The sequence below is a fragment of the Sphingobacterium sp. WM genome (assembly GCF_029542465.1).
GTDB lineage: Bacteria > Bacteroidota > Bacteroidia > Sphingobacteriales > Sphingobacteriaceae > Sphingobacterium > Sphingobacterium cellulitidis.
The window spans coordinates 1,205,093-1,218,142 of the sequence record NZ_CP120709.1 but is presented as its reverse complement, the minus strand read 5'-3'; the positions used below and the strand labels follow the sequence as shown (position 1 = coordinate 1,218,142).

Genomic DNA, 13,050 nt, shown 5'->3' with positions numbered 1-13,050 from the left:
CATTGTTAGCAAGGAGCGCAGCGGATTGCTAACAACGTTTCGCAGCTTGGCGAAGTGGCGGAAATCGAAGCACAAATGTTCCGTTTTGCACAAAAGTTCAATCGAAGAACTGCCATTGAATTTAGCACTGAACCCGCCATTTTGCCAAACTGCTGTTATGTGTTCGCCCTTTTTGCATTATAATGTTTTGTAGTATTCTTTAATTTTTTGAGCCATTAATTTTCTTCTTAAAGTCAAAAAGTCTTGGTAGTCGTCAATGCTCATTTCCATAATTTCTGTTGGCACGCAATTCATTTTTAGGTTGTCCAAAAGCTCTTGTTCGGTCGAAAGTCCACTAACCAATTTGTTGTCGTCAAGAATTTGCGTTTTGATAAGTTCAAAATAATCTTTAGGTGGTTTGTTACCCACTTTAATATTTACTTCCGATTGCATATAAACGTAGTTTGCAATTTGGTTGTATTTGCTTCTGTCAAGTCCATTTTTGCTTAAATAATCTTTTGGAAACAAATGATGAATGTCGCCACGTAAAGAAATTAAGTCGCCAACCAAAACGTCTTTTGATAAAAATCCTCTGTCGTTGGCTTTTACTTGTGAAGCCAAAAACACGTGAAAATATGGACTACTTGCAACGGAAGTATCTAAACTTTGTGGCAAAGATGCGTTCCAAAATGCGTCTGAAAGTTCTCCGTCTTCTTTTTCTTGTAAATATTCGCCAAATGGTTTTTGAGAAATTTGTTTGATGTCAAAGTCAAATGTACTTTCAGGTGAACCTGAATATCGTCCTGTCAAAATCGAGTAAACCAACCATTTTCTAACATAACTTTCAATGGCAACAGAGTTAACGCCAAGTTCTTTTAGTTTTAGGTAAACAATATAAGCAAAATTCAATGCGTTTTGCGAACGGATAAGTTTTGGCGAAATAAATCCTGCTGATTTCACAATCATTAAAAACCGTTTGAAATTGGTTTCGTTGATGAAGTTGTAAACACCTGTTTTCAATTTCAAAAATGATTGTTCGGCAATTTCTGTTTCGTAGCTTCTTGTTTCAAAATTTCTACCCGATAATAAACTTACCAAATCAGAAAGTCGTCCTCTGTTGAATTGCGAAGTAAATGCAACTCGAATTAAATCGTTGTAACTTGGGTCGTACAAATCTTCGTTTTCGGTTTTAAGCCACGACATTTTTTGAAAAAAATCGGTTTTCGAAAAATCTTTGTCGTTATCTACAATTTGCTTGTAAAATTCTGGTGCAATGGCTAAATGACAAAAATAGTCAATGGCTTTTCTCAGTTCGTTTCCGCCATTTTCTGTGTCAGATGCAATTTTGCTCATTGCAAAATCTGCTTGACTTAAAACAACACCTTTTGAATTTATTCTAATGAAAATTTCCGTTACGGTTTCAATATCCAATTCAGGTGCTAATTCTATCATTCCGATTGGTTTTTTTACAATGCTGATTAATCTTGAAAATGAGTTTTCAATTAAATCTTCGTCAATGTCTGGATTAAGAGCCAAATAATCTCTGACTAATTTTAGTAAACTAATTTTTCCAGAAAAAGCGTCTGTAATGTCGTGAAGCCAAACTTTGTCTTTTAAAATTGCAGGGTTTTGTACTTCAAAACGTTCTTCAATAGGGTTGAAGGCAATTTTTATTTTTATTCTTTGATAATTTTTGTTGATAACATATTGTCCAAGAATTGCAGCAGTCAAAGCTGTTACACGTTGTTGTCCGTCAATTAAAACTTTTTTTCCTTCGCTTAAACTACCATCTTTCAATTTTACGTTCGGGTTTCTCCAAGCGATTACATAACCGATTGGATAACCTTGATACAAACTGTCCATTAAGTCACGAACTTTTGAGCTGTCCCAAACGAAAGGTCTTTGAATTTCTGGAATTGCGATTTCGCCCGAATTTACCCAAGCTAAAATTGTTTCTATTAAATGTTGGTTTACTGAATATTTTTGCATTTGTCTTTTTGTCGTTCGTTTCTATTTGGTACGGTCGTCATAGGGTGACACATAACGTTTTGCAGCTTGGCGAAGTGGCGGAAATCAAAGCACAAATGTTCAGTTTTGCACAAAAGTTTAATCGAAGAACTGCCGTTGAATTTATCACTAAACCCGCCATTTTGCCAAACTGCTGTTGGGCGATCGTTATTTTTTATTTGTTTATTATTTTCCGATGTTCGGCTTTTAATACGTTGGGTTTTTGCATAAATACTTTGTCAAATAGAATTAATTTTTCTTGAAATTTTATCGTTACTTGGTCTTTATTGTCGCACCACCATTTGTAAAATTCAACAGGTTTTTCAGTGTAAGGAATGCTTGCTTTTACTTGTTTGTCATAACCTTTAAAGTCAATTCGCATATTTAGTCCAAGGCTATCACGAAAATGTTCAAAATGGTTTGCTTTAAGTTTTGAAACCAAAATTTCAAATATTTTTCCGTCAATTTTCAATTTGTGTTTTTGGAAGACTGTATGAAAGGAAACAGGATCCTCAACTAACCATTCCGAAATTTTCATCGTTCTTATTCCTTGTTCGTTTTCAATTGTCAATAAATTTGTGCTATTGTAAAACGATTCTGAATTTGGATGAAAAATGTGAATGTTGTTCTTTTCATCTAATTCTGTTGCTTCAGCTTTAATAGGTATAGAATTATTGTCTAAAAATTCTATGATATTTAGATTGTTTGCTTCGCCACCTTTATGTTTATCTAATAAAATATCAACATCTGATCCAAGGAAAAAATCCTCTACAAAATCCCAACGTTCATCGTTAGAAAAACTGCGTAAAAAGAAATGATCAAAAATTTGATTACTCAAATGATGTCTTTCTAAAGTTTTTGATAATAGAGTATTATTGTAACTATTATTGTTAGAATCTCTTTCAATTCTCAATGGATCATTTATACGAATGAAAACCATTGGATTTTCTCCACCTTTAATTTCAAAAGTTCCGAGTTCGAGCATTTCTAAAAAGTATCCAAGTCTTACATAATTAATAGAATTAGATTCTTTATTTGTTACATACCGATTTACAATGTATTCGTCAGTATTCCCGAACAAGTTATTTAGTCTATTTGTAAGTGCTGTAAAACTTGCTAAATATTGATTGTTGAAAATTCTGTATTTATAACCATCAATTTCTCTGCGTTGTTGTAAAAAAGCATTTGCTTCTATCACACCTGGTTGAATTAGTCTGCCTGAATAAGACGAAAGTATGAACTTGCTTATTTTTTCCGCTTTCACTTCGTCATTTAAAAATTTATTTAGTTCGGTTTCCAATTCTTTTTGATTGAAAAACGAACCTTCAAAATTTGCAAATATGGTTTGAATGTTTGCAAATAATGATTGTAGACTTTGATACAAATTGTTGAATGTATCTAATCTTTCAAATGACATTTTTAGTTGTGGAATTACTTCAATTCCATCGTTTCTGAATAAATAACCTGTATAAAAATCTCGTTTTACTATTGGAAAACTTTTATCATTAAAGTTTTGATACCATAATTTGTCTAAATCAATTTCTATAATGTTATTTCCATTTTCTAATGAACTTATATGTGCAAAAGTTTCAGCGTATTTAGCCCTATAAATTGATAAATGTTGATCGGAAATCCTTGCAAAAACTCGAACAAATAATTTTTTAGGTCTTGCAATAATTACATTGAATCGGGTTTTTGCCAAATAATCTTTTTCGATCATCATCAAAGCCGTTAAAACTTTTTGGTCAAGATCAAGAGCATTTTCAAAAATATGCCCAAAGTCATCTACAGATAAAAGCAAGTTTCTGCTTTTGTTGTTTTTAATGTATGCTTTGTGAATTTTTTTTAGAACTTCTTTGATTTGGTATTGTCTTAAAGCAGACATTCCGTGAAGTGCTTTTGTAAATCTTTGATCTTGAGAAGAATAATTTAAAGCTGCAAATCCTTTAATTTCTGGTTTTCTTGCAACTCTACCAATTTCTTGAACATAATCAGGTAATAAACCCGAAGGTGCGTGATGATAAACCAACTCGATGTCGGAAATATCTACACCCATACCAAATGCTTTGGTAGAGATCATTATTTTTTTCTGACCACTTTTGAATTGTCTAAATGAAAATTCCTTTTGTTCAGCAGGCATCGCACCATAATATCCTGTTGCAATTTCAAGATTGTCATTGTTAAGTTTGTCGATTATTTGACGAATATGCTTTGTATAAGGTGTATAAACTAAAGTTTTTAAACCAACTTCATTTATTTTTTTGATAAAATCAACCGTTTGAGCAAGTTTATTACTTTCATAATTTGCAGAAAAACGATCGTGGTTATTTACAGCAAATGTTATATCACTCCTTTTAACTTGTCCAATAAAAACGTGTGGATTGTGCATTACTAAACTATCAATACTATCAAAAACCATATCGTTCGCACCGCCATAAATCGCTGTTGCAGTAACTGCAACCATTGGAAAACTTAGATTGTGATATTTCCTTACTTTTCTAACGTGATTGCCTAAGAACCAATAATCCACACGAAAATCTCTTCCCCAAGTTGTAATTAAGTGAGCTTCGTCAATTACAAGTAAGCCAAGTTTTCTTTCGCCAATAAAATGTTTAATGTCGTAAGACATAAAAAGTTCAGGCGACATATACAAAATGTCGATTTCTCCACTTTGGCAATTTTCTATTACTCTTTCACGATCTATCAAACTTAATTCACTATTCAAATAGGCAACTTTATCAAAATTACGATCTGTAATAATTGCATTTACTTGGTCTTTCATTAATGCAATTAATGGCGAAATAACAATAGTAATGTCGCCACTTTGAGAAACGTAAAATGCAGGTAATTGAAAAAGAAGAGATTTACCTGCACCGGTAGGTGCAGTTAAAAACAAATCTCTTGTTTTTTCATTTCTTTTTGAATTTTCGTATTCTTTAATAATTGTTTCAACAATTAAGCCTTGTGAAATTTCAGAAACTTGATTCCCAATGTCAGGATTGCGATAAACTTTTAATCCTCGAAATTCTGCTTTTTCTCCCCAATATTTTAGAAGCAAATCTTTTGTTGACTGATTAACTTGATAGTCTTCTTTTATTATTTCTTCTTTTAGAAGATTTAATGAACCTCCAAATAGATTTAATACATAATTTACCTTTTCAACATTTTTTATTATTGAGCTATTAATTGGCTGTTTAGGATAAATCTTTACAATTGCATTTTTTTGCAGATTGTTCTCTAAAATACAGGAATTTAAGAAGAAATCTAATGCAGTTTGATCCGAACTAATATCAATATTGTCGAAATCTGAATTGTCGGATTCAATAAGTTTAGTCGTTTCTTCAAAAAGATTTATAGTTGTAAAGTCATCGTTTAATGTCTTTACTGAATAAAAGAAGTAATCTTTTATTTGTATTTGTTCAGCTTGATAAATTGGTATTTTTTCTGGTCGTGTTTCGATATTTTCATCACTGCTTTCCTCCAAATATTCATTCCTATTTATTGGAAAGAGTTGTCTTAAATTATCTTGAATTATTATTACTCTGTCTTTAAAGAATGAACTGTCAATATAGTGGATTAGGTAACTAAATTGAGCAAAGGAAAGTAAATGAAATTGTTTTTCAGAATTCAATTTTGTAAAAACGTTTGTAAACCAATTTTTGTCAAAAAGATCTTCATTTCCATTCAAGTGAAAAGTCTCCACGTCTGTTATGTTGTCTAAAAGAGTTGTTTTATTAATTAACTCCGATTGTCCAAGAAGCACAAATATTTGATTTGTCTTTCCTGCACTTTGTTTAGTCAAGATTTCAATTGTTTTGTTAGAGTAGAATTCTGAAAATGTCATATTGTGTCTTTATTTGCGGTCTGTTTGGTATAATGTCGCCCAATGGCTCGGCGAATTGGCGAAGTAGCGAAGCTGTATCGAAGATACAAAAGCGGAGCTATTTAGCCAAGTCGCTTGTTGTAAGCAGTCCGCGAAGCGGCGGCTTACGGCAAGCGACGTAAGTCGCCGAGCCATTGTTAGCAAGGAGCGCAGCGGATTGCTAACAACGTTTTGCAGATTTGCGATGGGCGGGATTTTTACCACTAATGTTTATGCGGAGCACAAAACTTTCGGTTACCACTAAACTGTCTGCGGAGCATGAAACCCCGCCTATTGCAAATGTGCTGTTACCAGCAGTGTTTTTTTCTCTGTCTAAATGGTCCATATCGAAGTCTGGGTGCTATTTTATTTTTTCAACCTCTATCCAACCTTCGTTTGCATGAAGCATGTAACAGACTATTGCGTCTTTTGCTGAACCGTTACATTCCTTTATCTTCTTGAAAGTCGCTGTTACAGCCGTCCCGTCTGAAAAGGATGAAACCTTTTCGAGGTTGCAAACTTGAAAGTCCTTGCCGTCTAAACGCAAATATGTCCCTGTGCAGTCACGCACTACTGTTACAGTTTGATTTCTCTCTTTTTTACAACTTGTAAACATTGTTGTCAAAACGAATAGAATTAAAATTGTTGAATATGTTTTTTGCATGTCGTATGTGTCTTTTAAGTTTTAAAAAATTGTCTAAAGTTAAAACGATTTATTGTCTATTGTCGTTGCCTACATTCATTTCTCATTTTCAAAAAGCGTTGTCAGTCGTTTTAGCTGATTGTCTGCCCGTGATAATTTTTTTCTTTAAAAGTCAGCGTTGAACTGTCTACCGCCAAAAGTTTAATAAAAGCACAAAACTTAAAAGTTACTGCAAAGTCAGGTCGAAGTCGTGAAGTGGACAGTCCACCGTTGACTTTACAAACTGTCGGGATTGTGCGGTCGTCTAACATTGCTGGTAACGAGCCGCGTATTGGCGATGGGCGGGATTTTTAGCACCAAAGTTGATACGAAGCACAAATGTTGAATTTAGCACTTCCGTTGATACGAAGCCGTTCGCCCGCCTATTGCCAATACGATGTTGGTGGCTGGCAAATTTTGTTGTCAAGTTTAGTCAAAATAATGAACTTTTTTTAATGCTTGTTTAAACTCGTCTTGAAATTTCCGTTGTCCGCCTTGTCCTGGAAATGTAATTCTTTGGTCAATTACGTTTTTGAATTTTTGCTTTAAGTAATAAAAAGCAATGTCGTAAACATTTGCCTTGATTAAAATAATTTGAGTGTTGTCGTCCGCAACAGAATTTATTTTGTCAACCAAACTCGGAAGTTGTGATTGCAAGTCCGTGTCAAGAAGCGAAAGTGGTAATTCAGACAAGTCAAGCAAGTAAAAACTGTCTTGTTGAAGTGTCTGCAAAATTGTGTTTTTTATTTCACTACTTCGTCCACTTAAAAGAAATTGTTCTTTAAGTTTTGGATAAAGTGCTTCTGCTACACCCAAAAATAAATAGTCGTGTTGGCGAACATCGTCGTAGTAGAAAAAACGTTCCAAACTGTCTGGCGGTGCTTCTGCAACAAGCAAATACTTTACTGTTTCGGGTTTGTATTTTTGACGTGCTTTTTCAAGTTGTTTTTTTAGTTGCGAAATATCGGTTGTCGTTTCTGTTGCTTTTGTCGGCTTAACAGTTGCTACTTTTTTTGTCTGTTGATTAGTGGACGAATAATTTGAAATAGCATTTTTTCCTTTGCTTGAATGTGGAATTGTCCAACTTGAACCTTTACCACCTGCTTGAAAAGCGTGTGGTAGTTGTCCTTTACGCAACAAGTCCCGAAGCGGTTTGCCTGGTCTGTCTTTGCTGTCTTTCAAAATTCCTGCTTTCGCAAGCAAATCATTAGCTTCAACAGGGTCAATGTCTGCTCTGCCTGATTTTGTCAAGTAGCCGTCTATGAATTTTGTAATTGCACTCATCTTTTGTCAGTTTTTCTGTCGGTGAAACGGTCGCCCATTGCTTGCCACCAACAATGGCTCGGCGAATTGGCGAAGTAGCGAAGCTGTATCGAAGATACAAAAGCGGAGCTATTTAGCCAAGTCGCTTGTTGTAAGCAGTCCGCGAAGCGGCGGCTTACGGCAAGCGACGTAAGTCGCCGAGCCATTGTTAGCAAGGAGCGCAGCGGATTGCTAACAACGTGCCGCGTATTGGCGATGGGCGGGATTTTTAGCACTGAACTTTAATCGAAGAACAGAAGTTGAATTTTGCACTTCCGTTGATACGAAGCCGTTCAGCCCGCCTATTGCCAATACGATGTTGTACGACGTAGTTATGTTTTGGGTTTTAGTCCAGCTAAATATTTTCGTATGTCATTTTCTAATTTATCCGGGTATTTGTACTCTAATTTTTTTGACAATTCAGTTCCTATTTCTGAAACTAAATCAGTCATTGAAAATAGAGCAGTCCAATTTTCCTTTATATCGCTCCCTGAAAATGTTTGTTCTGTTTTAGCCCACATTTCCTGGTTAAGATACTTTTTGAAAAGTCGTCCATATTTATTGGTCGTTATGTTCCAATTGTGTTCACTTGCAATGTGCCATTCAATTAAAGGAATTAAATATTCTGTGCGAATAACGGTTTCCGACATAAATTTCGCATAGAATATTTCATCTCTCACAAGACACTTTGCCACGTAAGTTGTGTCCCACCAAAAATCGTTTATTAGATTTTGAAACTCTTTTTCAGACGGTTTTTTGATAATGGAAATTTGATAAGTTGGTTTCAGCATTTGCTTTGTAATACCATCTTTATCAATTAAAATTTTATAACCAATATCCCAATCTTCTGGTAATTCTTTCTCTTGCGTTTCCTTTATAAATTTTGATTTGCTGTAAAGTTTAAAATCTACTTTCACACCGTCTTCATAAAGTAGCATTTTCATTGCGTGTTTATGGTTAAAACAACTTTCGTCTTCTTCAATCATAGCAATTGGATTTCCGAATTTAAGCGTCCAGCTTTTGTCTGAAATGTAATTTGTATTATCCTCAAAAACAAATTCAATGTCTAAATCACTAAATTCGTCAACAAGTGCTAAAGGATTTACAAGTGAACTTGTCAGAAGAAGAACTCTTACATCTTCGTTTTTCTCCGACCATTCTATAATTGTTCTTAACTTTTCTTCTCTGACTTTCATTTTGTTTGGTTCGGTTTTACTATGTCGTACAACGGGAAACGCATTGGCGAAGTGGCGGATAAATTGAACCGAAAGTTCAATTTAGCAGTGACGTAGCCGATGTGTTTCCACAGAAGCTAAATTATTAAAAAAAAGCTGAATGTGGGACACATTCGGCGGAATAAAAAGCACAAAAGTTGAATTTTGAACTTAACCCGCCATTTTGCCAATGCGATGTTATGTGTAGTTTTTTAGTATCTTTGTCAGATGAAATTATCAGATTAGCAAATTTACTTTACGCAACGTATAGGAAGAGAATAGTTTAGTATTATTCTTCGTTTCCTTATTGTCTCTTATTGTAAATTAAATATGTTAAATAATGAAAAATTACTTCGAAAGTCCTTTTAAAGGAAAAATAATCAAAGACCACATAACTAATCCCAATATAATTTCGGGTAAATATTCTTATTATTCTGGTTATTATCACGGTCATTCATTTGACGATTGTGCTCGTTATCTGTTTCCGGACAGGAATGATGTCGATAAACTAATTATCGGTTCTTATTGTTCAATAGGGAGCGGTGCAAGTTTCATAATGGCAGGTAATCAAGGTCATAAATATGATTGGATTTCCAGTTTTCCATTTTTTTATATGTCTGAATTTGATGTTTTCAGTAAAAGCCAAGATGGATTTCAAAAAGCAGGAGATACAGTTGTTGGGAATGATGTTTGGATTGGTAGTGAAGCTATGATAATGCCAGGAGTTCAGATAGGAGATGGAGCTGTTATTGGCAGTCGTGCTTTGGTTACAAAAGATGTTGAACCTTATTCAATTGTAGGGGGAAATCCAGCCAAATTGATAAAAAAGAGATTTAGTGATGATGACATCCAAAAATTGCAGGAAATGAAATGGTGGGAATGGGATGAAGAAACCCTTTTTGAAGCAATGCCAATTCTTTGTTCAAATAAAATCGATTTGTTGTACAAGTTTTTTAGAAAAATGAAATGATAAAAAGAAGGTTCCGAAATTCGGAGCCTTTTTGTTTTAACTGCGTTTGCGGCTAAAATTACACATAACGGCTGGCAAATTGGCGATGGAGCCGACTTTTAGCACAAATGTTGAATAGAATTACTAATCTTCAACATTGCACAAAAGTTCAATAGAAGTACTTCACCGGCTCTATTGCCAATTTGTTTGTTATGTGCCGTTTTATTCCATTTTATACATTTAACAATTGCTGAAACGTAAAGTCGGGTTTAAACATTTCAATTTCGTTTTGAGTTGATTCTTCTTGTGCTTCTTTGCCATAGATAAACATTTGCTGTTCATAATTTTTAACAGCCTCTTCAATGCTATTAAATTTTCCATCGGCTAGATTATCAGACAATATCAAGGCATCCACCAACCCACTATTTACTCCCTGCCCTGCAAAAGGCGGCATCAAATGTGCGGCATCCCCAATCATTGTTATGGGTAATGGGCGCTTGCTTTTCCAAGGCTTTTCTAAAGGAAATATCCGTGTAGCCAATCCTACAAATGACAACGTCGTATGAATCAATTCTTTGTAGCGTTCGTCCCAATCGGAAAATTCTTTCAGAAGAAAATCAACGACACTATTTCTGTTTTGAAAATCTACCTGCGTTTGGTTTTTCCATTCATCAGGTGTTTTAAAACTTATTCCAAAATGCAATGCACCATTATTATTGGGGTTAGCAAATAATAAATTACCTTGGTGAGATGCCATTAGCCGGTTTCCATTGCATAGCTGAAAAAATCCAGGACAGTTTATCTCTGGTTGATGAATATCGGCTTGTATATTGAAAGTACCTGTTTCTTCAACTTCCGTGTCGGTAACAAATTTTCTTACCTTGGACATCCCGCCATTGGCAAGAATAACCAAATCTGCTGTTTCACTCGGTTTATTCTCAAAAGTTAGTGTCCACTTCTTCTTACCAGGTTCAAGCATAACAAGTTTTCTATCCCAAATAACCGTGTCGTTTTCTAAACTATTCAACAAGATAGCCCTTAAGTCATTTCTGTTTATTTCAGGATTGTCAAATCGATTTTCGGGCTTTACATTTTTTGTGGATAAAATATTGCCTTTTTTATCAGCAATATTTACACCCATTGGTAAGGCTAAGTCATAATAAGTTTGTAACAATCCCGCTTTTTTCATTGCTTCCTGACCTGAACCTTTGTGTAGGTCAAGGGTTCCACCAAAAATTCTTGCCTCTCGGTCGTTGTCTCTTTCGTAAACTGAAACGTCTATGCCGTTTTGCTGTAATAATTTTGCCATAGTCAGTCCAACGGGTCCACCACCAATTATTGCAACGTTCTTATCACTAAGTAAATTCATTTGTTTGTCTGTATCTATTCGCATTGTCATTCAAAAATGGCCCATAACGGTTCTCAGCTATACGCAGGCAGGGATTTTAACCACTGAACTTCCTACGAAGAACTGAACTTTAAATTTACCACTTAACTGTCCTACGAAGCACGAAACCCCTGCTTGCGTATAGGTGATGTTATGCGGTCGGTTTTCATTTTCTCTTCTTTCTCGTTAATTTGTCAAGCAAAGTTACTAAATTTGCAGTCAAGCAATTTCAATTTTTGAATTATGTATTTCAGCAGACCTTGGACTTCTATCTAAGTGATAGGCAGTCCTGAAAATTCCAATCTCTTTTAGGTCAAGACAATTAGTCTATGGGTTTCGTGTACCGACTTTTTTGTAAAGGCGTTACGTTGTCATAGTTGCTCTGTCGGGTAATACTGTCTATTCACTTCTCCACGATTTGAATTCAAGTATTCACCTGTAAGTGTAATCTTCCCTATAAATAGCTACGATTATTAATGTAGTTTTATAATTTAGGGACAATGAAAAAAAGTAAGTTCAGCGAATCGCAGATCATCAAGATTTTATCACAGCAGGATTCGGGACAATCGGTTTCCGATATTTGCCGGGAACATGGTATTAGCCAAGGTACATTCTATTCATGGAAGAGCAAATACTCTGGTATGGAAGTATCTCAGCTCAAACAACTCCGTGAAATGGAAAAGGAGCTGGCCCAATATAAAAAGATCGTTGCCGAGCAGACCCTTCAGATTACCGTGCTAAAAGACGTTATCGAAAAAAAGCTTTAGGGCCTGCCGAAAAGCGTGAGCTTGTAGGTTATGCCCGTGAAGATTTTGGGATGAGCCTACGGCAGGCCTGTGCCGTATTTAATATCAGTACGTCTGTTTTTTATTACCGTGCAAAGCGCAGAGACGACACAGAAGTCATCGAGCAGCTTTCAAAGCTGGCCAGTCTGCACCGTACATGGGGCTTCTGGATGATGTACCACCGTCTCCGAAAGCTACAATATATGTGGAACCACAAACGTGTTTACAGAATATACACCGCCATGCGATTAAATTTGCGGAATAAGCGCAAGAAGCGTCTTCCTGCTCGGGTAAAAGCACCACTGCTGTGTCCTGTTGGGCCGAACATCACCTGGAGCCTTGATTTCATGCACGATACGCTTGCCAGTGGGAAAACGATCCGTACACTAAACGTCATCGATGATTTCAGCCGGGAGGCTCTTTCTATTACGGTGGACACCAGTCTGCCTGCACAACGAGTGATCCGAGAACTAGAAAAACTACTGGAGTGGCGCGGCAAACCCGACAAGATCCGTTCTGACAATGGTCCTGAGTTTGTTGCTGAGGCTATGCGGGGATGGTGTGAGCAGAACGGTATACAGTGGGAGTTTATCCAACCGGGCAAGCCTACACAGAACAGTTTGATCGAACGGTTTAACAGGACATTCAGGCAAGATGTACTAGATAGCTATATGTTTGACAGTTTGCCCGAGATAAGGAAATATGCAGATGCATGGGCATGGATGTACAACAATGAAAGACCCCATTCCTCATTGGGACAATTAACGCCGACAGAGTTCCTGTTGAAATATGGAAAACTCTCCGAGTTTCCCACATTCCAACAGGATAGCAATAGCAAATCTGATTGGAATTTTTTAGTTTTGAATGTAGCTAGCTAAGGGAA

General features: G+C 35.7%; 8 protein-coding genes. 2 read left to right on the top strand and 6 right to left on the bottom strand.

The features are described from left to right. Nucleotides 1-177: 177 nt before the first annotated feature. From PZ892_RS05205 to PZ892_RS05185, 5 genes are all read right to left on the bottom strand, one after another. The gene (locus tag PZ892_RS05205; RefSeq protein ID WP_277712286.1) at nucleotides 178-1,968 is read right to left on the bottom strand and encodes a DUF262 domain-containing protein; all 1,791 of its coding nucleotides are present in this window, start codon (nucleotides 1,966-1,968) and stop codon (nucleotides 178-180) included. Between the two features lie 193 nt (nucleotides 1,969-2,161). Next, nucleotides 2,162-5,830, bottom strand: coding sequence for a DEAD/DEAH box helicase (locus PZ892_RS05200; RefSeq protein ID WP_277712284.1), 3,669 nt, complete (start codon nucleotides 5,828-5,830; stop codon nucleotides 2,162-2,164). Nucleotides 5,831-6,209: 379 nt separating this feature from the next. Next, on the bottom strand, nucleotides 6,210-6,512 hold the full coding sequence (locus tag PZ892_RS05195) for a hypothetical protein (protein WP_277712282.1): 303 nt from the start codon (nucleotides 6,510-6,512) through the stop codon (nucleotides 6,210-6,212). Nucleotides 6,513-6,959: 447 nt separating this feature from the next. Beyond that, entirely contained in the window at nucleotides 6,960-7,814 is an 855-nt protein-coding gene (locus PZ892_RS05190; RefSeq protein ID WP_126731997.1) for a hypothetical protein, read from the bottom strand. 350 nt (nucleotides 7,815-8,164) lie between these two features. Continuing rightward, nucleotides 8,165-9,028, bottom strand: coding sequence for an aminoglycoside 6-adenylyltransferase AadS (locus PZ892_RS05185; protein ID WP_003013318.1), 864 nt, complete (start codon nucleotides 9,026-9,028; stop codon nucleotides 8,165-8,167). 358 nt (nucleotides 9,029-9,386) lie between these two features. On the opposite strand from PZ892_RS05185, the gene catB reads away from it, so the two are divergent. After that, complete coding sequence (gene catB, locus PZ892_RS05180; protein WP_010256763.1) at nucleotides 9,387-10,016, top strand: type B chloramphenicol O-acetyltransferase; 630 nt, start codon at nucleotides 9,387-9,389, stop codon at nucleotides 10,014-10,016. Nucleotides 10,017-10,227: 211 nt separating this feature from the next. Here catB and tet(X) read toward each other — a convergent pair whose 3' ends face one another. Further along, nucleotides 10,228-11,394 carry a tetracycline-inactivating monooxygenase Tet(X) gene (tet(X), locus tag PZ892_RS05175; RefSeq protein ID WP_005783159.1) on the bottom strand — a complete coding sequence of 389 codons (1,167 nt, stop codon included), beginning with the start codon at nucleotides 11,392-11,394 and terminating at the stop codon, nucleotides 10,228-10,230. Nucleotides 11,395-11,882: 488 nt separating this feature from the next. Here tet(X) and PZ892_RS05170 point away from each other — a divergent pair. Further along, nucleotides 11,883-13,045, top strand: a protein-coding gene (locus PZ892_RS05170) for an IS3 family transposase (RefSeq protein ID WP_277712265.1) whose coding sequence is annotated in 2 segments (ribosomal slippage) — nucleotides 11,883-12,135 and nucleotides 12,135-13,045 — 1,164 coding nt in all. Because the reading frame shifts where the segments join, the coding sequence is not laid out codon by codon here. Nucleotides 13,046-13,050 lie beyond the last annotated feature (5 nt).